Source organism: Psychrobacter sp. PSP, assembly GCF_024085615.1.
Lineage (GTDB): Bacteria > Pseudomonadota > Gammaproteobacteria > Pseudomonadales > Moraxellaceae > Psychrobacter > Psychrobacter pacificensis.
The window spans coordinates 141,843-163,955 of record NZ_JABLTF010000020.1; the positions used below are offsets into that span (position 1 = coordinate 141,843).

Sequence of the window (22,113 nt, forward strand, 5' to 3'; positions counted from 1 at the left end):
GATCAGTACTGCTAATGGCTATTATCGATAGCTACTGCATCATCATATAGTGAAACCATTATAAAAATGGTATAGCAAGATTAAACGCTATTTTTCGCAGCCTCTGGAGACGCAGTCACAGCAAGCAAGAAAAGTAGCATTTAATCGAGCGCGTTTCCTATGCTGCATCAATTTTATTGAGGTTCTACTATAGACGACTTGTAAGCGGCGATGCAAGCGTACAAGGAATGACAATGAAAGGTGATGACTGACGCTCGTTAACCGCCCTTTATAACAGTTCACATTTGTGTTGGCTTTTTATAAGCGCTTTCAATCTTATAAGCGCTTGCAATCGACGTGTTAATAGAAGAGCGCAGTATTTGTCATTGGTACTTACCCAATCACTAACCAACGATACTGATCGATAGCAAAAAGCTTGTATAAATGGGCTTGTACAATTTTTGGTGATATTGCATGCTTGGTTATTCATACAAGTAGCTATGTAAATACTTTTGATGGCTACCAAAATCATTCACCGCACCGTCCATCGACATCACTTATATGACCCATAATAAAAAAGCGTTTTATCATAGGCCTAAGACCAACCAATCTAGAAGTCCAATGATACGCTGGACCTTTGTGACGCTTGGCTGGGTGTTTTTTGTCTTAGGGATTATCGGTATTTTATTGCCTGTGATGCCGACTGCGCCTTTTATACTACTTGCAGCAGGCTGCTGGGCGCGTAGCTCTAAGCGCTTTCATTTTTGGCTGATCAATCACAAATACTTCGGCAAATACGTCCGTGATTGGGAAGAAAATCATGCAGTACCGCTCTATGCTAAGTGGCTTGCGACCATCATGATGGCGATATCGACTGCCATGTTGTTTTATCGTCTGCCCGCTGATATGACATGGGCGGCATGGCTGGTAGCACTGGTCTGTAGCGGGGTTGCCGTCTATTTGTTTCGTCTGCCAAATGCCAAATAAAGTCGCCAATATAGGGCAATAGTTAAGTCCAGTTACATAAAACCTGAGATAAGGCTTGCGATACTAGGATGTTCCCCCTATAATACATCCAAGCTTAAGAGCAGTTCTGCACCAAATCATTACCTCGTAGTATTAGTTATAATCCTTCGTTTTAATATTTATCGTTCAGTAGCTATTTGCAAGCGTTATCGGTCTATTAGACCACAAATAAATTAAATATCAGGGTTATGACTATGTCAGACGTTCAAAAAGGTACAGTTAAGTGGTTCAACGAAGCTAAAGGTTTTGGTTTCATCGCTCCAGAAAACGGCGCAGACGTTTTCGCTCATTACAGCGAAATCTCAGGCTCAGGTTTCAAAACTTTGGCTGAAGGCCAAGAAGTTGAGTTCACTGTAACTCAAGGCCAAAAAGGCCCACAAGCACATAACATCGTTGCTATCTAATTTGTCTTTATAGACAGATAGATAAAAAGATGTAAAAAAGCGAACCTTAGGGTTCGTTTTTTTTTTTCGTCTGTGATTTGGTATTAAATGAAACGACAGATATAAAAATGCCTCCGACTATATGGATAGTTAGAGGCATTTTTGTACTGGGTACTGAGGTAAGTCAATAAGCATGAGCAATTGACTTATTATATAAAGCTAATACCGATATTGATCAGACCACCGCCCAATATCAACCAGCCAAACATCACCGCACCCAATACCAGAGGTTTGACGCCAGCTTGCTTGATCGCGCTTAGATGCGTGGTTAGACCTAGCGCAAACATCGCCATCGTAAGCAGTACGTCATCTAGTCTCACCATACTACGCTCAATGCTTGCAGACATTGGCACCCAAGTATGTAATAAGACGATACCGATAAAAATAAACGCAAACCATGGCACTTTGACTTGCTTGACGCGGCTCATAAATGATGCTGTCTCGCTTTTACTACCTTCATGTTCTATAGCGGCATTATCTACGGAGCGATCTTTGGTTAGCGCAAATGAGAGCACAAGTAAGAAAGGTGCGAGCATCATCACCCGTATCATTTTGGTCACGACAGCAGTGTCGCCAATCTCAGTATTGATGGCATTGCCTGCGACCACGACTTGCGCCACTTCATGTACGGTTGAGCCCGTGTACATGCCGTACTGCTGGGCACTAAGCCAAGGCTGCAACCAACCAAGCTGATAGAGAAAAGGATAGAGCAGCATGGACATGGTGCCAAAGACCACGACCGTCGCCACAGCAATAGTCACTTTATGTGCTTGAGCTTTGACCACTGGCTCTGCAGCAATGACAGCCGCCGCCCCGCAGATACTCGCGCCTGAGCCGATGAGTATAACGGTTTCTTTATCGACTTTTAGCCATCTGGTGCCGATCCAATAGGTCAGTATAAAGGTTGACGTCAGGACGAGAGCATCGGTCATAATCGCTGGCATACCAACGCTCGCCACTTGCGTCATGGTCAGCTTGAACCCATAAAACATGATCGCAAGTCGTAAAATTTGACCTTTTGCAAAAGCGACTCCACTACCTAAGCGTTCAGCAAAATTTGGATAGACGGTGTTGCCCAAGACCATACCCAGCAAAATCGCGAGCGTTAAAGAGGATAAGCCAACGATACGTCCGTTCGACCACGCATCCAAACGCGTATCTAACCATAGACAGAATGCACTACCGATCAGTACCACAGCCAAACCAGCCAAGTGGCGTTGGCTTGGAATGTAGTTACTCACTGAACGACTGACTGATTTGGCTAGTGTATGCATAAGAGGCATATCCTATTACTGATATTAAAATAAGCATAAGCTTATGAGTAGACAGTATAAGCTGACTATATTTATAATAAAAACAGATTAATAAGATATAAACTATCGATATTTTAGGTTAGTGTTTACGGTAGAAATAGATATACCGCGCATGAGTAGCAAAAAAAGACATGTATAGCGAATAAGACAGGCTAAAAAATGACATAAGGCATCATCAATAACATGAAAAAATCTGTACAGACATTGCCAAAGATTACACTTAAGCAGCTCGCTGTTTTTGTCAGTATTTACCAGACAGGTAGCACCAGCCGTGCCAGTGAAGAGATGCATTTATCACAGTCGGCGGTCAGCAGTGCGCTGACAGAGCTTGAGTCTAGATTACAGATGCCATTGTTTGAGCGCGTCGGTCGCAGGCTTAATCAGCATCCCAATGCCCATCCTATTTATATACAGGCACAGGCTATCTTGGGTCAATCGCTCACGCTTGAACATTATCACCAATATCAAGCGAGGCAGATACATATCGGGGCGAGTACCACGATTGGCAATTACGTGCTGCCATCATTGCTTGGTAAGTTATATGAGGCGCTACCAGATGCCAATGTCGATATGTATATTGCCAATACTCAGGAGGTGGTGAGTGAGGTTGAGCAGCTCAATATCGATATTGCTTTAGTAGAAGGGATGCCGCGTCCGATAGACATGAAAGCCATTGAGCAGCGCGAATGGCGAACGGATACGCTGATGATATTTGCCAAACGTGATAGTAAATGGTTAAAGAACGTCGCTATCTATAGCCAAGATAAGGGCTGCTATCAGCTGACTATTAATCAGCTAGCACAGTTGCCGCTACTCGTACGTGAGGCAGGGTCGGGCACACGGCAGATTATCGATGAGCAGTTGCTAAAGTATCTACCCAATGCAGAAGTGGTAAAGGCCATACACCAATCAGAAGCCATCAAACATATGGTGAGTGCAGATATTGGTCTTGGCTGCCTATCGCAGCATGTGATTGAGACAGAATTGGCAACAGGTGAGCTGGTGCAAGTAAGCGTTGCAGGAATCGATCTATCGCGGACATGGTGGCTGGTCTGGCACAAAGCCCGTCATCAAAGCCCCATTTGGCAGACGTTTATAGATATTATCCAACAAGATTAACTGAGATAATGTCAAAATGTGAGGAGTAAAAAAGCGCCGTATTAATCATGATAGGGCGCTTTTTGTTAACTGATAATTCCATATAGCCAAAGCAAATTGCTACGTCGAAACCGGTTTGTCGAGTCTTACGACCAAGCTGTCGCAAGGTACGTTAGGCAAGATATTATCTGCTGTCGCGCCACTGATCCATGCGGCAATACCAGTGCGCTTATGGCGACCGATGACCAACAGATCGACGTCGTGTTTATGACAGTAGCTGACAATACCTTCACTGCTAGAGATAGCGGTAGTGACTTCTGACGTTGCCGCATTGAGCTGGTTGCGTTCAAGGAATTGCGCCAGTTTTGCCCGTGCTTCTTGGCAGCGTTCGTCATCAATCTCATCATAAAGACTTGACGCAGGTACCAGCTCATAGCCGAAGCCCACCATGGTATCTTTGACAATATGCAGCACAGACAACTTAGAACCGGGACGGTTTTCAACGATGCGCTTGGCCTTTTGCGCGACGATATCCGCATCAGAGAGTAAGTCGGTGACCAGTAAAATATGTTCGTAACTCATAACGTCTTCCTCATGTCAGATAGTATTTACTATAGCACTACTATAGAGCGCTGTTAAGTAATGCTTGTCTATCTTTGTGACATAGATTTTGATATGGAACAACACCCGAGTGCAATGCTAACAAATAACAGGTTAACTCGAATGATGAGCCGGCCCCCTTATTCTGATACTGGCTCATCAAGCTTGACGACTAGGCTGTTGCAAGGGATGTTTGGCAAGATATTATCGGCTGTTGCACCCGACTAACCAAGCGGCGATACCGTGACGTTCATGACGCCCAATGATGAGTAAGTCGACCTTTTTTCATGACAGTAGTCAACAATACCTTTACTGTTAGAAATGGCAGCTGTCACCTCAGAGTTGACTGCTAGCCTACTACTGTAGTACTTGCACTCGTCTGCCTTGTACCACTTTTAATATTGATTGACTATAACAGTGCAAACGGTCTCTGTTAAGCGATATGACCATCATTTGAATGTGGCTTTTGTTGGAATTATATTGGGCTGTTTGAAAGAGTGGCGAGCATTTCACGATATATTATTGCCCATGTGCTGACTTGACTTATCAACGACCAAACCCCACTAATAGCGCTAAGCCAATTCTTTTTTAGCCAATATAGCCAATATAGTCACTATAAATACCTGCATAATTGAGTTCAAAAGCCAGTATTGGGTTTAGCATTCAGTTTTTTCAGAAATTGTAAGTCAAAATGTTTTAATAGCCATTTTTACGACTGATAGTTCAATAATTTTTACCACTCTATTTACCCTGATAGTCAGGGCACACGATACGCATTGTAAGCGATAAGGATAACTATGACTGATACCCCATTTACTGCTGATCTCACGTTGCATCCAGCATTTGAGCTGATTGAGCATCGCCATATTGAGGCGCTATCGATGGATGTGCTGATCAGTCAGCATGTGAAGACAGGCGCGATGCACTATCATTTAGCGCACCCAAGCGATGAAAATGCGTTTTTAGTAGGTTTTCGTACTCAGCCGATGGACTCAAAAGGCGAGGCGCATATTTTGGAGCACGTCGCATTGTGTGGCTCTAAGAAATTCCCAGTACGTGACCCATTCTTTTCAATGATCAAACGCTCATTAAACACGTTTATGAATGCGATGACCGCAGCCGATTGGACGGCGTATCCGTATGCCACGCAAAACAAAAACGACTATTTTAATTTGCTTGCTGTGTACCTTGATGCGTCGTTTTTTCCCAATATCCACCCGCTCGATTTTGCGCAAGAAGGCATCCGCGTAGAGCTGGACGAAAACGACAAGCCCCAGTTTAAAGGTATCGTCTTTAACGAGATGAAGGGCGCGATGAGTGGCGAGATTGATCAGCTTTATCATACGGTTGCGCATCATCTATTCCCAACGACGACTTATCACTACAATTCAGGTGGCGATCCTGCTCAGATTCCTGACTTAACGCATACTGAGCTGACAGCTTTTCATGAGAGTCACTATCACCCATCGAATAGTGTCATCATGAGTTTTGGTAATATTCCTGTTGCTGAGACGCAAGCGAAAATACACGAAGATGCTTTGATTCAATTCGAAGCAGGTAAAAAACACGTATCGCGTCCAGAGCAGCGTTTGTCTGCACCTATTAGTGCAGTTGACACGTACACTGCTGATGAAGCCGGTCCAGATCAGACCCATCACGTGGTCGCTTGGTTGTTGCCGTCGATCACTGATCCTAAGCAGCGTTTGGCGCTGCGTTTGCTCGAAGGCGTACTGATTGAGCATTCAGGCTCGCCACTACGTGCTTATTTGGACAGCCATCCACTGGGCAAAGCGCCAAGTCCGCTATTAGGGCTGGATGACAGCCATTATGAAATGGTCTTTTATACGGGACTGCGCGGCTCTAACCCAGAGCATGCCGAAGCGGTCGAGCAAGGCATTATTGACTTGCTGACTGAGGTGGCAAACTCGCCAGTTGATGACGAAACGATCGAAACCATTCTGCATCAGATTGAAATTGATCAGCGCCATATCGGCGGTGATAGCATTCCTTATGGTCTAAACCTGATGTTAGAGGGCTTTAGTACTGCCATTCATGATGGTAACCCTATCGATGTGTGGGAAGTGGATGAGCATCTACAGTGGTTGCGCGAGCAAGTGGTCGATCCGCAGTGGCTACCGAACTTAATCAAAACGCATCTGCTGGACAATCAGCACCGTGTGCGCGTGACCATGACGCCAGATAGCGAAAAATCAGCGCGCCTTGCTGCAGCAGAGCAAGTGCGTTTAGATACCATCGCGATGGACTTGAGCGCTGATGACAAAGACATCTTGCACAAGCAAGCATTAGATCTGGCCGCACGCCAAGCAGCGCCAGATGATTTGAGCTTACTGCCAAAGGTAGGTCTAGAAGACGTACCAACAGACATTAGCTTTAAAGAAGGCACCCAAAAGCAGGTGCGTCTGAGCGGGCAAGATAGTACGCTATTTGAATATGAAGCGGGCACCAATGGTATCTATTACTATCAGGTGATCGTACCGCTCACTGAAGCCATTGGCAATCAGGACACCAGCAGTTTGCCTGTGAACGAGGTGATCAATCATCCATTGCTACCGATTTATTTAAGCCTACTATCAGAGCTGGGTACTGACTCGATGAGTGCTCATGAGATGCAGGCCAAGCAAGCCGCGCATTCTTCGGGTGTGACCGCGCGTATCAGCCAGCGTACCCACGTGGATGATAGTCAATCGATTAGCAGCTATTTTGTCGTGGCAACGCGCGCGCTCAACCGCAAACCTGAAGCGATTGATTTGCTCAAAGAAGTAATGGAACACAGCATCTTTACTGAGCATGATCGCATCAAAGAAATCTTGCAGCAGCGTCAAGCCAGCTGGCAATCCAATTTGGCAGGTTCTGGTCACTCATATGCAATGCAAACCGCCAGTCGCGGTATGAGTCGTCAAGCGCAGCTAGAATATGTGCGTAGTGGTTTACCAGCACTAAATGCACTAAAAGCGTTCTTGGGACATGCCAGTAGCGATGATACTCAGTGGGATACATTGGCAACGAGTTTGATGGATTTGCATCAACGTTTGATCAGCTTACCTAAGCATGCCGTTATTATCTGTGAAGCCGAGCAAACGGAACGCTTGAGTGGCCTCATCGTCGATAGCTGGACAGAGAGCAAAGCAGTCACATCTGCTGAAAAAGCAGACAATACTGAAGCAAATATCCCTAGCGAATTTGCAAATCTGCATCTAGATACTGCGTTAAATGGTGAGACTAATTCAGTCAAGGCATTAGAGAGTGGCGACGATGTTAAAAACAATGTGCTCGATGTTGCAGATTTAGCGTGGTTAGTGCCAACCAACGTTTATCATAATGCCAGTGCTTATACGGTACCAGCGGCTGACCATCCTGATACTGCCGCACTCATGGTGTTAGCGCCTTACCTACGTAATGGCTATCTGCACAGCGCCATTCGTGAACGCGGCGGTGCCTATGGCGGCGGTGCTGGCTATGACGCCAATGCTTGCGCCTTTAAGTTCTTTAGTTACCGCGATCCGCAGTGCGCTGAAACCTTTGAGCATTTTGAGGCCAGTATTGAGTGGATCTTAAACGAGCCACAAAACGATGAGCAATTAGAAGAGGCGATTTTAGGTATTATCTCCGGTATGGATAAGCCAGGCTCTCCTGCAGGGGAGGCGATCAAAGCGTGCTTCGCCAACTTGCATCATCGCGGTGCTGATTGGCAGCGCAAAATGCGTGCTGCGATCTTGGCAGTGACCATTGATGATTTACAGCGTGTTGCCAAGCAATATCTGCAAGGTCAAAAGCATGTGCGTGCCGTATTAGCGCCTTATAATAAAGAAGAGACAGTCAAAGGACTGGGCTTTGAGGTTTGTAAAATAAAGAGCTAAGGTAGCAAAATCTATCACCAAGAAAAAGCCAAGCGTCATGCTTGGCTTTTTTGTATGTAGTATTTGCTTAGTACCGTTTGATACTCAAATCTTTGCCGATTTTGTCTTGATGGATCGGGAATTCTGACAACTCGTTATACTGCTTACGATCAGAAAAATAGTTTTTTAAGGTAAGGCGAATGGCCTCAAAGGCGAGCGTATCCCATGGAATATCTTCTTCACTAAATAGCGCACAATCAAGGCTTTCTGAGCCAATACCGTACGCACCATCTTTTAGATCGGCGAGATAAATAGAGTAGATCTGCCCAATATCTGGTAGGTCATAAATGCAGTATAGATGCGGATTCAGTACGATGGCATCAGCTTCTTCGTAGCTCTCGCGTGCGGCGCCTTCAGCCATGGTTTCGCCGTTTTCCATAAAACCTGCAGGTATCGTCCATAGCCCATATTGCGGCTCGATCGCTCGGCGGCACAGTAGGACTCTGTCTTCGTGTACGACTAGCGAACCACAGATAACCTTTGGGTTTTCGTAGTGGATATAGTGACAATTGGGGCACACCAAGCGCGGCATATTATCTGTAGGTGGGATTTTTCGTTCTGCTTTATGACCGCATTGGAGACAATAGCTCATACCAACTACCTTTATTAGTAAATATTGTATGTCCACTTATCTTAAAAGTTTTTTTGCCGTTCTGATGTTTGCTTTTGTATACAGCAGCGATAGTGACAAATACTTTTGAGGATATCCTTTTACTTTTAACGAAAAAGTTATTTTATTTAATTTTTATGATTACAACGAAAACGCTCTGACAGCGCATTTTAATTGCCATCAAAGCGTTCTTATATTATCGAGTATATCCTACATAGGAATTAGGTTTTTATTTTGAGCATTTGTGTGCGTAGTCCACCAGCTACCGACGCAGAGATAGGAATCAATGGCGTCAATGTGGCTTGAAAGTCATGATAAAGATCTTCGCGCGTCGGATATATGACCGTACTTAAGTTGCCATCTGCATCTACCTCATGACGCCAGCCGCCGTGCTCAAGATCAATCAAAGTACTGGCAATATAATCCCAAGCTAAGCGGTAGTAATACTCAAAGCGCGGATCACCCGTACGGCGCGATAGCATCAGTGCGGTATTAGCCATTTCCGCCTGTACCCAGTAAGGACGGTTTGGTATTGAAATCTCATCATCCCAGCCAATGGTATAAACCATGCCGGGCTGACCGTCAGGTGCCCAGCCACGATCGATAGCGCTATCAAATAATGCGATGGCATCAGGTAGCAGCCAATCAGGTATGTCATAATCATGCGCGATACAAGCAGACTCAACCTTGAGCAGCAGTCCTGCCCATTCTGCAAAGTGACCAGGTGTGAGTCCCCAGGGACGCAGGTCATCAGAAGGTTCATTCGCATCGTAGTCGGGCAACAGATTCCACCCACTATCAAAATGCTCGGGCAAACGTCCACCATAAGCCTCAGGAATATCATGACCAAAACGCTTGGCTAAGTGTAGTGCGCGGTCTAGCCAGCGCGTTTCACCGGTGGCATCTGTCAGTGCTAAGCAGGCTTCGGTCGTATGCATGTTGCAATTGGCGCCGCGATAATCTTCGGGATCAGCCCAATCAGCGGCAAAAGAAGGTAGCATTGATTGCTCATCTTCTAACCAAAAATGCTGATCAATGATTGTTATTGCAGCCTCCATCAACTCTGTACCGCGCGGGCGACCAGCAATGCTAGCAGACGCGCCAGCAAGCGCGACAAACGCATGCAGATAGGCGTTTTTGCGTGATGGGTTTTCATGAGTTGAGTAAGCATCACTGAACCAACCGCCATGTACCGAGTCGCGCAATGGACCATCGAGCAACGCATCTAGGCCATGGTCAGCAAGTGTTGCTGCACCTGGTATACCCATTAGTGCCGCTAGCGCATAGCAATGCACCATCCTCGTAGTGATGATGCTCTTTGCTGTGTCATCTACCATGTTGCCATCGTGACCCAAAGTAGCAAACCCTGATGGCACGCGCGCTTTGGCATAATGTTCGAGCAAACGTTGTCCTTCAGCGAGCAACCAGCGGCGATGACTACTGCTATCTGCCCAACAGACAGATAGCAGGTCAGAAGAGTCAGGAGAATCCATGATATCAGCCATTGGTAATCATGCCTCCGTTTATGTGTAAGGTCTGCCCAGTCACAAAGCTACTGTCTTGGCAAGCAAGAAATACATAGGCAGCGCCCATCTCGCGTGGCTGACCCATACGCCCCATTGGTGAGGACATCGATTCTAAAATATCTTTATCAAAGTCTTTAAATACCAGTTGAATCTCGCTCACTACAGGACCTGGTGCTACCTGATTGACGCGAATACCGCGACTAAGTAGTTGTTGCGATAACGCGCGGGTGTAGCCAACGATAGCGCCTTTGGTTGCGGTGTACGGCACCAATACATCATTGCCGACATACGCATTAACAGATGTCGTATTGATGATGCTATCACCTTCTTTCATATGCTCAAGGGCGGCGCGGGTTGCATAAAACATTCCTGCCATATTGACATCGAAATGCTGTTGCCAGTCTTTATCACTGACTTCAGACAAATCATGATACGGCTTTTGCATACCAGCGTTATTGACTAGCACATCAATGCCGCCCCATTGTGCCACGACCGCTTCGACTGCCTCTTTGCAACTACTACTATTTGCTGTATCACCCTGCAGTACCACCGCGTCTGTGCCTTCTGCTTCAATACCTTTACGCGTCTCATTGGCGCTCTCTTCATCAGAGTGATAAAGGATGGCAACTTTGGCGCCTTCACGTGCCATATGAAAAGCCACTGCGCGACCGATACCACTGTCTCCGCCAGTGATTAAAACGCGCTTATCAGCCAGTTTTCCTGAGCCTTTATAGTTATCATTGATATATTCAGCAGGTGGCATCATGTTGTCGATTTGGTCTGTCATAATCTGTATCCTTTGTTCTTTTGAGGTATTGTTTATTGTTATTACAGCAATCCTATGACGTTGGTGTCAGTATTTTTATAATGCTATTTTAGGATGTCCGCCTCATAGTCTTGCTAGCAGTTATCATAATACCCAAATGCATTTTTTGAAATATTACTCGGTTAATGTTTGGTAATTTAAAGCTGCAGTTATGATATTTATTATCATTGATAAGTACCAGGCAAAAAGGATATTGAGAAAATCTTAATTAATAAAACGATCACCGTCTGAGACAGACGGTATGAGATATTGAGTGATTTAGAAAGGTGTAAAGACGCGGCAAAAAAATAGACATTTAGTTGAAAGGCTCACTTGGATAGAGGCTCAGTCTATATAACAAAGCTTATACACAAGCGGTAAGCCGTTTTATATTTATCATAGTGACCACATATATAGTGAAACCATTATAAAAATGGTATAGCAAGATTAAACGCTATTTTTCGCAGCCTCTGGAGACGCAGTCACAGCAAGCAAGAAAAGTAGCATTTAATCGAGCGCGTTTCCTATGCTGCATCAATTTTATTGAGGTTCTACTGTATGTATAGCAGTCAGCCGATGCATCAATAAATCGCACTTTGTCGAAAATAACGTAAATATGAGATACATCTACAAAAGCGATAATCTGATTAATAAAAAAGGCTGCCATACTAGCGACAGGTTATACTGTTATGCTGGCACCGGTATTTTCATGAGTAATATGAAAATGACCACTCATAGGATTTGATAATGACCGTACCCGAAAATATTGATTTTTTTAATAAGTTTAGCGTCGCTGTCCCAAGCTTTATTCGTCATCCCACACTCAGAAAACTGGCCGAGCGAGTACAACACGAGACATTGAATGCGCTCACGAGTCCAGCGATGTACGAGAGTGGCAACACCTCACAAAGTACGCGTATTTTGGACAGCTTGTATCAGACACCGATTGCCGATGCCTCAATATTGGTGGCAATTACCAATGAGCGTCGACCCAAGCTTTTATTGACGCGCCGAGCCGCTCATATGAACAGCCATGCAGGAGAGGTCTCCTGTGCAGGCGGCAAACATGAGATAGGTGATGGCAACAACGTCGTGACCGCATTACGTGAAGCTTGTGAAGAGACGGCGCTGCCACCTAATAAAGTGCAATTACTGGGACAACTACCGATCCAAACGTCCAAAAGCGGTATGAGTGTACGTCCCATTGTCGCGCTCATCGCCCCAGGTCTGGTATTAGTTCCTGAAGTGGGAGAGATATCGCGTATCTTTTGGGCGGATTTAGAGTCGTTAGTCAACCAGCCAACGGTGGAGTATGCGGTAGAATATAAAATGCAAGAACAAACCGCGACCATACTGACGCCGAGTTGGCAAGTGGATGGTGAGACGGTGTGGGGACTGACAGGGCGCGTCATTGCCAGTTTGCTAGAAACTGGGTTTGATCGTCAGCTAGAATGGTATTACCGCGTAGAAAACAAACGCTGATAGATATCATCTACTTATAATAATCATCGTTCTTTTTAAGCCACCAATTCATATTGTCTTGGCGCTTGGCACGAAATGCTTCTAATTTTTGGGCAACCGTTGCATTGTGCTGCCGCGCAGTATCAAGCGCAAAAAGAATCGGCACTGAAGACAATACGCCAAAGCGTATCTTTGATTTTGGTAAAGCTAAGCCGTCACCAATGTCATCACCGACTAAGGTGCGTGTCACACTGGCATTGACCATCTCCACAAAGCGTCCACGTCGATTGTCTTCGCCCATCAACTGACGCGGTAGATCATGCAAGGCTTTTGCCAGTGGCTGCCCCGTCTTAAAGTCTAGCTGCTGTATTGATAAGTAGGTATACAGCCATTCCCAGCTAGCCGCTTCATCTTTTGGCAGACGCTCTAAATCAACGCCCATCCAGTAGCTGGCAAGATTCCATAAGTGCAAAATACCTTCCGCTTCCTCAGGGCTAATACGGGCGCCGAGCAGGCGTAGGCCACGCATAATTAACAACGAGAACTGTAAATGGGTGGCAATCATATCGGTTTGGTTAATCGGCACGCCCCAATAATCGGTATTCCAGCTACCATCAGGGTTATGATGTTGCTCGGCGTTTGGTATCACGCCTGTAGCAGCATTGCCCTTACCTTTGAGCAAGTTTTGCCGTACCAATGTATGAATCTGACGTACTTTGATGGATTGTCGCCAGCCCTCAGAGCCAATCGCCAATACTTGATCGATAGGTTGAGAGTGATTGCGCATGCCCATATCTGATTGTGGATGCTCAGACACCGCCAAGATATAGGCATAGGTACGCATGAGCCGTGGTAGCGCATCGTGCATCAACGCGCCCGTCTGAATGAGTGGTAGTGATAGGGCTGGGATGCTATAACCTGCCATCAGCGCGACATTACGCAGTAGCCAAATGAGCATCAGTGGATAGCGTCGATAGGCGACCGCACCGATTTGAGCGAGTTTGGGATCGAACCAATCAGGATGACTGCTAAATTGCTCGGTTAGTGCATTAAATGAGGCGTTGGTTGCGAGATCGCTATTTAGGTCTAGACCATCGCCGCCGCTGATAATCTGTTGTAGGGGCTTTGCAAAGCGGATATTGTTAGCGGCCAAATCATCTGCGAGTGGATCGCCAATATCGTAGCCGGCGACTATCTCCTCTAGTAGCGCAGGCGAGATAGCAAAGTCTTTTGGTAGTAGATATCGCTTAATCCGCTTTAACACTTGCAAATCACTATGGTCATCGATAGCAGTCGTACGCCCATGACGCAAATACAACGCTGTTGATGGATGCTGCGTCTTATTGGTGGGAATATTTGCAGTATTGCTGATTTTCTTATCCATATGATCAAACACCTTTATAAGTCAGCTATAAAACAACATTCGTATCGTAAGAGCGATCCATAACCATCACTTATAAGCGTTAATTGATGGACTCAATGACTCTCGTTGTCTTTGTATCGTACTGATACGAGATTTTAGGTCACATATTTCATCAGATAAGAACGGCAGTCTTACACGCGCGTCTTTCGCCCTAACGATACGGCAGGCACGATGTATTGGATATTCTCGTCTGCCGACATGACAATTATTGCTAATGCTACAGCGGGTTCATTAACAATAATCAACCTTGGCTGAATACACATTTTTCATTAAAAGTTTTTGCAGATAATAAAAAGCGACTTATAAGCTAATAGGCTCATAAGTCACTCGTTTTGCTATTAATGAGAGCGAGTCAAATCGACTGATGTGCCGCTGACATTATCTTTCAAGCTCACTTTGAGCATGATGTAACCTGCGATACCAGAAACGATAGAACCCATGATGATACCCAAGCGCTCATCAAACATAGTGGTGTCGCCAGCGAACGCCAAGCTACCAATGAATAAGCTCATGGTAAAACCAACACCGCACAATAGCGCTGCGCCGTAGATTTGCTTATAGTTCATACCTTTTGGCATGGTTGAGATACCAAGCTTAAAGATTAACCAGCACATAATCATGACGCCCAACTGCTTACCGATAAACAGACCTGCGGCAATACCTAGTGGTACTGAATGGAATAATTCAGCAAGACCTGCGCCTTCGAGTGAGATACCCGAGTTGGCAAAAGCGAATATTGGCAAAATACCAAAGGCGACGGTGTTATGTAGGTCATGCTCTAGCTCTTCAAGCGGAGAGTGCTCAGGATCAGTGCGGTCAAACATAGGAATAAATAGTGCTAAGACCACACCGGCCAATGTTGCATGGATACCCGATTTGAGCACTGCAATCCACATGATAATACCAATAAGTAGATAAGGCGTGATGCTAGTGACGTTACGACGATTAAGAAGGTACAAGAATGGCAGACATAGGCCAGCCAAAGCTAACGACTCTAGTGACAACTCACTGGTATAAAACAGAGCGATAATCAAAATCGCACCGATATCATCAAAAATAGCAATAGAGACCAAAAAGACTTTTAGAGAGTTGGGTACACGGTTGCCAAGAAGGCTCAAAATACCAAGCGCAAAAGCAATATCTGTTGCCGCAGGAATGGCCCAACCTTTCCAAAACTCAGGCTCATTGTAGTTAAAGAGTAGATAAACAATCGCAGGCATGATCATACCACCCAGTGCTGCACCAGCTGGTAGGATAATCTGCTTGACGTTAGACAACTCACCAATCAATACTTCACGCTTGAGCTCAAGCCCGACCAAGAAAAAGAAAACGGCCATTAGACCATCATTGATCCAGTGGTGAGCATCTTTGGCAATGGCAAACTCACCAATTTGAATGGCAACTGGTGCGTGAATAAAACCTTCGTACCAAACATTGAGAGGGGAGTTGGCAATGATCATTGCAGCAACGGCAGCCAATGCTAAGACGATACCGCCCGCTGCCTCAAATTCAAAAAATGCCTTAATCCTTCGTATTGCCATATTATCCTCACCTCCTAAGTACAATTTACTAAATAATCTCAAATATCCACGTTACTATTCATGACGATATAGCAAGCAGATAAAAACAGTTTCTCACACTCTTATTAATATAGACAACAAAATACGCTGAAATAACGCCATTAGCCCATTATATCGTCTCAATGACAGTGACATTATAAAGGCGATGCGACGAGCAAAATAGTTGTAAGTCGTTAAATCTTTTTAACAAACTGTCCGTTATATGAGAGATTTAGAACACTATTGGCTAAATCTAGCAGACTTTGTGACGTTTTTGGCTTTTTTTGCGGTTTTATATCTATAATGATCGACGCATTATGACGTTATCTCATGTCTTAAGAAGTTTTCAGAGAATTTATCGTCTTATCACTACTATTATCAATAACAGCTATTACCAACGATAGTAGTGTCATTAGTAAGTTTTTAGCCTAGTATCTGAGGCTTTCTTTTCTTTTATCACCATATTTTGTAGGTCAGTATTATGGACTTAACCTTCTCACTAGAGATTATTTTGATGCTTGCGGCTGTCGCAGCATTGGCAGGATTTATTGATGCGATTGCTGGCGGCGGCGGTCTGTTGACCATACCTGCCATGCTACTGGCCAATATCCCGCCAGTGCTCACGCTTGGCACCAATAAGCTACAAGCTGCTTCTGGCGCATTGGCCGCATCCATTACCATGATAAAAAAGGGCGTCGTCAAACCGCAGCGTATTAAAGTGGCTATTATTGCCGCGTTTATCGGTTCAGTCTTGGGTACCATTGCGGTGCAGATGTCACCACCTGATTTGCTCGAAAAACTGATTCCTTTTTTGATTGCCGCTATCGGTATTTATACCTTATTTGCTCCTAGGCTTGGTGAGGTAGAGGCGGCTCCCCGCATATCAGAGGGTAAATGGCAAAAAGGGGTGGCACCTTTGATTGGTTTTTATGATGGGTATATTGGACCCGGCACAGGGATGTTTTTTGCGCTGGGCAATGTGGCACTGCGTGGTCGTCAGATTATTGAAGCGACAGGGACCGCAAAGGTGCTGAACTTATCTACCAATATCGGCTCACTGATATTTTTTATCTTGGGTGGCAATGTGTTGTGGAAAGTGGGATTGGCAATGATGGTGGGACAAACCATCGGTGCCTATTTTGGTTCACATATGGTCGTCAAAGGCGGTAGTAAGCTGATTCGTCCGATGATTGTGCTGGTGTGTTTGGCAATGTTGACCAAATACGTTTTTGGCTAAAGAAACCCATTACTATCTCCCACAAAAAAACCTCAGTCCGTGTGCATAGGTGACTGAGGTTTTTTATTTTACGAATGTCTATCTAGCAGAGATGATTAGTGGCGACGATCAACGTCATCGTACTCACTACCCATGATGCCATCATTCATGACTTTAGAGAACTCACGCTCGTTGTCTTCATCGATATGACCATCGAACACGTCTTTAGCACCAGCGTTAGGATCGTTGTATAGCGCCAGATCCATTTTACCTTCTGATTTTGCTACGATAGCAGTCACTGCCGCATCACCACCAACGTTGACAGCAGTACGCAGCATATCTAGGATACGATCTACACCCAAGATCAGACCAATACCTTCGATAGGCAGACCGACCTGAGCAAATACCATAGACAGCATGATCAAGCCGACACCAGGGACACCAGCCGTACCGACAGAGGCCAGTACTGACATCAAGATAACGGTTAGATATTCGGTCACGCCCAAATCAATACCATAAATATTGGCAATGAAGATGGTCGCTGTCCCTTGCATGATGGCTGTACCATCCATGTTGATGGTGGCACCAAAAGGAACGGTAAACGAAGCCACTGAGTTATTCACACCCATACGCTTAGTAACGGTACGCAAGGTAATCGGAATGGTCGCGTTTGAGCTCGACGTACTAAACGCAAAGATTTGTACTTCGCGCATTTTTGCCAAAAAGGTCTTGATAGATAGACCTGAAGAGACTTTTAGTACAATCATCATAGTAACGAAGAAATGGAAGGCCAAAGAACCAACCAATACTGCCATATAGCTTAGCAGTGACAAAATTAACTCAAAGCCTAGCTCAGACATCGCCTTGGCTAACAGTGCAAATACACCATAAGGGGCTAGGTTCATAATGATGGTCACCATCTTCAAGATGACTTCATTGATAAGCTCTAGACTTTGAACCAAGCCTTTGGCAGGTTTACCCACCATCAAAATACTGATACCGATTAGAATGGCAAAGAAAATAATCGATAGCATGTCGCCATTTGCCATCGCACTGATGGGATTTGATGGGATAATGTTTGAGAACACATCAAGCAGTGGCGGCGCTGATGCGGCTTCAAACGTGGCTTCAGATTCGATATTCATGCCTTTACCGATACCAAATAGCACACCCAATCCAATCGCCGTTGCAATAGCAAGCGCGGTTGTCATCATATAGATCATAAATGTTTTGGTACCAATACGTCCTAGCAGACGGATATCACCAATGCCACACACACCGCAAATCAGTGAGATAAGTACTAAAGGTACGACCAACATTTTTAGCGAGTTAACAAATAGCTTGCCGATAATAGCAAAGGCACCATTTGTGATGTAAGTATTAACGAAGCTGCCTTCGCCATTCAATCCTGAGTAGTTTAAAAATAGACCCAGTATGATACCGAGCACCATGGCAACGATAATCTTGCCTGTCAGTCCCATATTTTTCCACATATCCATATCCTTTGTGTGCATAACAGCGCTATAGTCAGCGTCACCCAAATCTATGTGACCGTGTTTGCCAATCTAACTATAATGCGTGTTATGACTATTAAGTTCTTGTGATTGTCGCTTGATGTCACATTTTCGAGGACAATATAAAAGAATAGGTAAGGGCACTGCAAGATTTTTTTTATCATTTTATTCCAAGAGAACAATCCCTGTCACAACTATGTGCCCATAAAATAGCGATGATTTATTGTAAACGGTTTGTTTCTGATATGAAACAATATATTCATGAAAGAGTTTTTAGGGTAAATGGATATATCAAACTATTGATATTAAGCCAGTGTTATCACTTTGATGTCATAAAATACGTTTACATTTTGGCAACTCCAAAAAAAACCAAACTGTCGCGTGTAGACAGTCTGGCTTTTGAAGTTTTATATTTATCGTCATGAATAATCACGATACTCATGAGTTTACGCGTTTGAATTGACCTTTTAGTTATACCTTATCATCTTCTTCACGTTCGCGCGGCAGATGCGTCTGATCATCTAAGGTTTGGAGGTGTTTGTCACTTGCGCTTTCGTCGACCTCATCAGGTGGAGCAATATGGCGACTGTGGTTGTTACTCATACGCTCATTGAGGTGAGACTCTGCATCACGGTAGCGATGATCAAGCGCTTCGGCTTCAGGATTTGATTTCTCAAAATTCGCCTGTGACTTGATTTCTTTCACAGTATCTTGCTCACTGACCATTTCTACATCACCATCGCTCTCATAGCCGTGATTAGGATTGGCATCACCAGTCTGTGGTTCTGTATTTGTCGTATCATTTAACTCATGCGTGACTGGCATCTCACTGTCAGTCGATACGCTACTTTTGTTTTTTACTTCTTTTTTTAGCGCTGCATAATTTGTTAGTTGATTGACAGCATTTTCGAGCGTATGTGGATTATCGCGCTCTTGAGCTTCTGATAGATGCTTATCAAATACATCGGTCAATAATGAATCAAAGCGCATGGCATTATATTGAATCAAGACCTCAGCCTCTTCTTCAGTGATGCTATCGTTTTGGCTCGCATGTACCACATGGTCTTCGAAGGTTAGGCCTTCAAAGCTGTCCTGATGTTCTGCCTTTTTAAACTTCTGCCACAGTGGTTCGATCTCAACCAAGGTCTGATAAGCATGCTCCATACGGCCTGTCACATCATCTGGGTCGGTATTGTAGTACACCATGGTTTTGAGATAATCGCGGAATGGGTTGGTAGCAAAATCATCCATAAAGGTATCACCCAGCTGACGTTTTAGCTCATCGCTTGCTGGCGTAAAGATACGGCCACTTGGAAAAGTCACAAAGCTCACCACATTGGCGGCCATACGATTAGGGAAGTTGGCAAAGAAAGACACAAAAGCTTCTTGAATCGTATATAAGCTGTTTTGGAGTGCAACTTTGGCATGTAAACGCTCAGCTTCGGATTTACTACCATGCTCATAAAATTGCAAAATAGCCGTCGCGATAAATAAGTGGCTATGAATATCCGCTAAGCGACCAGACAGCATCTCTTTACGTTTTAGATCCCCTGCTAACAGTCCTAACGCCATATCTGCAGTCAATGCAAAGCTTGCGCTTAGGCGGTTGATATGCTTGTAATAAGGACGAGTAAAGGCATCAGCAAAACGTGGCGCATTATCACTACCACCGACGTAACCTGCGATAAACGCTTTTGCCCCGCGGTTGAAGGTATAGCCTAAATGTTTGAAGAAAAGCGTGTCGAATTTTTCAGTCGCTGCTTTTTTATCCTCACTCTGTAGCAGTTGCAGCTCATCGAATAGATAAGGATGACAACGCATCGCGCCTTGACCAAAAATCATCAGCGAGCGGGTCAAAATATTGGCACCCTCAACAGTGATAGATACAGGAATTGCTTGATAAGGTATCGCTAAGAAGTTACGTGGGCCCATCTGTACGGCACGACCACCAACGACATCCATACCATCATTGACCACACTACGCATGGTTTCGGTCGCATAATATTTTGCCATTGCAGTCATGACTGATGGCGTACCGCCTTGGTTTAACCCGCAAGTTACCAAATGACGGAACGCTTCTAACATATAAGTGTTACTTGCCATGCGACTGGTGGCGTCCTGTACACCTTCAAATTTACCGACTGATATTTTGAACTGTTCGCGAACTTTTGCAAATGCACCGACAGACAGATAGGTCATTTCACTGGCTGAGGTCGATAGAGCAGGCAAGGAGATACCACGACCCACGCCCAAGCACTCCATCAGCATACGCCAGCCGCGACCAGCGTTTTCGACACCGCCAATGATGTAATCTAAGGGGATAAAGACATCTTTGCCATCGACCGTACCATTCATAAATGGTGAGCCGATTGGGTTGTGACGTGGACCCGTGACCACCCCTTCATGATTGGCAGGGATCAGTGCACAGGTTATACCATAATCAGTTTTATTGGGATCTCCAAGCAGCCCTTCAGGATCATGCATCTTAAAAGCCAAACCCACGACAGTAGCGATAGGTGCTAATGTAATCCAGCGTTTGGAGAAGTTCATACGCAGACCAAGTACCTGCTCGCCCTCATGCGTGCCATAACAGACGACGCCTGTATCAGGGATCGCACCTGCATCAGAGCCTGCCTCAGGTCCAGTCAAACCGAAACAAGGTACTTCATCACCTTTGGCGAGACCCGGTAGCCAGCGCTGTTTTTGCTCGTCCGTGCCATAGTGCATTAGTAGCTCACCAGGACCGAGCGAATTGGGTACCATACAGGTCACTGCCGCAGTCGGTGAGCGCGACGCGATTTTACTCATCACGCGGCTTTGCGCATAAGAGCTAAATTCTAGACCACCAAACTCTTTTGGAATAATTAACCCTAAAAAGCCATTACTTTTGATAAATTGCCACGCTTCAGGTGACAGCTCTTTATCTTTGTGCTGTATTTGCCATTCATCGAGCATAGCGCATAGCGTTTCTACTTCGTTATCAATGAAGCTTTGCTCTTCTTCTGAGAGCTTTGGATAAGGGTAATTGGCAAAAGCCTCCCAATTTGGCGCTCCCATAAACAGCTCTTTTTCCCACCAACTGGTACCAGCATCCAGTGCTTCGCGCTCCGTATCACTCATACTCGGCATTGCACCACCCAAAGCCTTATAGACCGGTTTGGTAATGAGTGATTGGCGCAGTGGAGTAATGAGTAAAACCAAGCAAAGCAGCGCGATGGGCACCCCTAAGAGGAGCGACCATGGACTGATAATGGCAGTAACAATAACGGTGATCAAGGCAACAATACTGCCCGTGACTCGTGATAAGGACAGCAAAAAGATGGCCAAGACTACAGCTAATTGAATGATGACTGCCAAAATAAACAAGCCAATTGCCATGACTATCTCCTGTGGGATACTAAATAAAAAGTGTGAAATATAAGAAAGTAAAAAGATATGAACCGTTACGATTATTATTGTGTTTTATAACAAACAATTCTAACCATATAATAGTTGGCAGCATAAGTAACCTTGGTGCTGCTAGCAGACTCTTGTACTGTATACGGCTAAAACAAAAGCGTAATGCGTCAGCTGCTATAGAACAAGCTACTAATATGAAACAGATGTTGATGACTATCAATAGC

At 44.9% G+C, this 22,113-nt stretch carries 15 protein-coding genes; 6 read left to right on the plus strand and 9 right to left on the minus strand.

Annotated elements, in window-relative coordinates; all coding sequences use genetic code 11:
- Window positions 1–540 precede the first annotated feature (540 nt).
- Both HL061_RS10470 and HL061_RS10475 read left to right on the plus strand, forming a co-directional pair.
- On the plus strand, window positions 541–966 hold the full coding sequence (locus HL061_RS10470; RefSeq protein ID WP_071002960.1) for a YbaN family protein: 426 nt from the start codon (window positions 541–543) through the stop codon (window positions 964–966).
- A 233-nt stretch (window positions 967–1,199) separates the two neighbouring features.
- Entirely contained in the window at window positions 1,200–1,409 is a 210-nt protein-coding gene (locus HL061_RS10475; protein ID WP_025644841.1) for a cold-shock protein, read from the plus strand.
- A gap of 188 nt (window positions 1,410–1,597) precedes the next feature.
- Here HL061_RS10475 and HL061_RS10480 read toward each other — a convergent pair whose 3' ends face one another.
- Entirely contained in the window at window positions 1,598–2,722 is a 1,125-nt protein-coding gene (locus tag HL061_RS10480) for a YeiH family putative sulfate export transporter (protein WP_071002961.1), read from the minus strand.
- Between the two features lie 222 nt (window positions 2,723–2,944).
- On the opposite strand from HL061_RS10480, the gene HL061_RS10485 reads away from it, so the two are divergent.
- The gene (locus HL061_RS10485) at window positions 2,945–3,880 is read left to right on the plus strand and encodes a LysR substrate-binding domain-containing protein (RefSeq protein ID WP_071002962.1); all 936 of its coding nucleotides are present in this window, start codon (window positions 2,945–2,947) and stop codon (window positions 3,878–3,880) included.
- Between the two features lie 99 nt (window positions 3,881–3,979).
- Here HL061_RS10485 and HL061_RS10490 read toward each other — a convergent pair whose 3' ends face one another.
- The gene (locus HL061_RS10490) at window positions 3,980–4,441 is read right to left on the minus strand and encodes a universal stress protein (RefSeq protein WP_071002963.1); all 462 of its coding nucleotides are present in this window, start codon (window positions 4,439–4,441) and stop codon (window positions 3,980–3,982) included.
- An 815-nt stretch (window positions 4,442–5,256) separates the two neighbouring features.
- On the opposite strand from HL061_RS10490, the gene HL061_RS10495 reads away from it, so the two are divergent.
- Entirely contained in the window at window positions 5,257–8,337 is a 3,081-nt protein-coding gene (locus tag HL061_RS10495; protein ID WP_071002964.1) for an insulinase family protein, read from the plus strand.
- A gap of 67 nt (window positions 8,338–8,404) precedes the next feature.
- Here the strand turns inward: HL061_RS10495 and HL061_RS10500 are convergent, their stop codons facing one another.
- The 3 genes from HL061_RS10500 to HL061_RS10510 form a co-directional block, all read right to left on the minus strand.
- Complete coding sequence (locus tag HL061_RS10500) at window positions 8,405–8,968, minus strand: NUDIX hydrolase (RefSeq protein ID WP_058025448.1); 564 nt, start codon at window positions 8,966–8,968, stop codon at window positions 8,405–8,407.
- 239 nt (window positions 8,969–9,207) lie between these two features.
- Window positions 9,208–10,479 carry an AGE family epimerase/isomerase gene (locus HL061_RS10505; RefSeq protein WP_156770991.1) on the minus strand — a complete coding sequence of 424 codons (1,272 nt, stop codon included), beginning with the start codon at window positions 10,477–10,479 and terminating at the stop codon, window positions 9,208–9,210.
- Window positions 10,480–10,483: 4 nt separating this feature from the next.
- The gene (locus tag HL061_RS10510) at window positions 10,484–11,299 is read right to left on the minus strand and encodes an SDR family oxidoreductase (RefSeq protein ID WP_071002966.1); all 816 of its coding nucleotides are present in this window, start codon (window positions 11,297–11,299) and stop codon (window positions 10,484–10,486) included.
- 765 nt (window positions 11,300–12,064) lie between these two features.
- On the opposite strand from HL061_RS10510, the gene HL061_RS10515 reads away from it, so the two are divergent.
- On the plus strand, window positions 12,065–12,799 hold the full coding sequence (locus HL061_RS10515; RefSeq protein WP_071002967.1) for a CoA pyrophosphatase: 735 nt from the start codon (window positions 12,065–12,067) through the stop codon (window positions 12,797–12,799).
- A gap of 10 nt (window positions 12,800–12,809) precedes the next feature.
- On the opposite strand, the gene HL061_RS10520 is transcribed toward HL061_RS10515, so the two are convergent.
- Window positions 12,810–14,162, minus strand: coding sequence for an oxygenase MpaB family protein (locus tag HL061_RS10520; protein ID WP_071002968.1), 1,353 nt, complete (start codon window positions 14,160–14,162; stop codon window positions 12,810–12,812).
- Window positions 14,163–14,539: 377 nt separating this feature from the next.
- Entirely contained in the window at window positions 14,540–15,742 is a 1,203-nt protein-coding gene (gene nhaA, locus HL061_RS10525) for a Na+/H+ antiporter NhaA (RefSeq protein WP_071002969.1), read from the minus strand.
- A 499-nt stretch (window positions 15,743–16,241) separates the two neighbouring features.
- Here nhaA and HL061_RS10530 point away from each other — a divergent pair, with 499 nt between their 5' ends.
- The gene (locus HL061_RS10530) at window positions 16,242–16,997 is read left to right on the plus strand and encodes a TSUP family transporter (protein ID WP_058025453.1); all 756 of its coding nucleotides are present in this window, start codon (window positions 16,242–16,244) and stop codon (window positions 16,995–16,997) included.
- Window positions 16,998–17,092: 95 nt separating this feature from the next.
- Here the strand turns inward: HL061_RS10530 and HL061_RS10535 are convergent, their stop codons facing one another.
- Both HL061_RS10535 and HL061_RS10540 read right to left on the minus strand, forming a co-directional pair.
- Window positions 17,093–18,469, minus strand: a complete 1,377-nt coding sequence (locus tag HL061_RS10535) for a dicarboxylate/amino acid:cation symporter (protein ID WP_240365449.1) — start codon at window positions 18,467–18,469, stop codon at window positions 17,093–17,095.
- Window positions 18,470–18,961: 492 nt separating this feature from the next.
- On the minus strand, window positions 18,962–21,868 hold the full coding sequence (locus HL061_RS10540) for an acyl-CoA dehydrogenase (RefSeq protein ID WP_083328931.1): 2,907 nt from the start codon (window positions 21,866–21,868) through the stop codon (window positions 18,962–18,964).
- Window positions 21,869–22,113 lie beyond the last annotated feature (245 nt).

Bases quoted from the DNA above. Each gene is read 5' to 3' on its own strand.
- HL061_RS10470 (WP_071002960.1), top strand. From the start codon at position 541: ATGACCCATAATAAAAAAGCGTTTTATCATAGGCCTAAGACCAACCAA.
- HL061_RS10475 (WP_025644841.1), top strand. From the start codon at position 1,200: ATGTCAGACGTTCAAAAAGGTACAGTTAAGTGGTTCAACGAAGCTAAA.
- HL061_RS10480 (WP_071002961.1), bottom strand. From the start codon at position 2,722: ATGCATACACTAGCCAAATCAGTCAGTCGTTCAGTGAGTAACTACATT.
- HL061_RS10485 (WP_071002962.1), top strand. From the start codon at position 2,945: ATGAAAAAATCTGTACAGACATTGCCAAAGATTACACTTAAGCAGCTC.
- HL061_RS10490 (WP_071002963.1), bottom strand. From the start codon at position 4,441: ATGAGTTACGAACATATTTTACTGGTCACCGACTTACTCTCTGATGCG.
- HL061_RS10495 (WP_071002964.1), top strand. From the start codon at position 5,257: ATGACTGATACCCCATTTACTGCTGATCTCACGTTGCATCCAGCATTT.
- HL061_RS10500 (WP_058025448.1), bottom strand. From the start codon at position 8,968: ATGAGCTATTGTCTCCAATGCGGTCATAAAGCAGAACGAAAAATCCCA.
- HL061_RS10505 (WP_156770991.1), bottom strand. From the start codon at position 10,479: ATGGATTCTCCTGACTCTTCTGACCTGCTATCTGTCTGTTGGGCAGAT.
- HL061_RS10510 (WP_071002966.1), bottom strand. From the start codon at position 11,299: ATGACAGACCAAATCGACAACATGATGCCACCTGCTGAATATATCAAT.
- HL061_RS10515 (WP_071002967.1), top strand. From the start codon at position 12,065: ATGACCGTACCCGAAAATATTGATTTTTTTAATAAGTTTAGCGTCGCT.
- HL061_RS10520 (WP_071002968.1), bottom strand. From the start codon at position 14,162: ATGGATAAGAAAATCAGCAATACTGCAAATATTCCCACCAATAAGACG.
- nhaA (WP_071002969.1), bottom strand. From the start codon at position 15,742: ATGGCAATACGAAGGATTAAGGCATTTTTTGAATTTGAGGCAGCGGGC.
- HL061_RS10530 (WP_058025453.1), top strand. From the start codon at position 16,242: ATGGACTTAACCTTCTCACTAGAGATTATTTTGATGCTTGCGGCTGTC.
- HL061_RS10535 (WP_240365449.1), bottom strand. From the start codon at position 18,469: ATGTGGAAAAATATGGGACTGACAGGCAAGATTATCGTTGCCATGGTG.
- HL061_RS10540 (WP_083328931.1), bottom strand. From the start codon at position 21,868: ATGGCAATTGGCTTGTTTATTTTGGCAGTCATCATTCAATTAGCTGTA.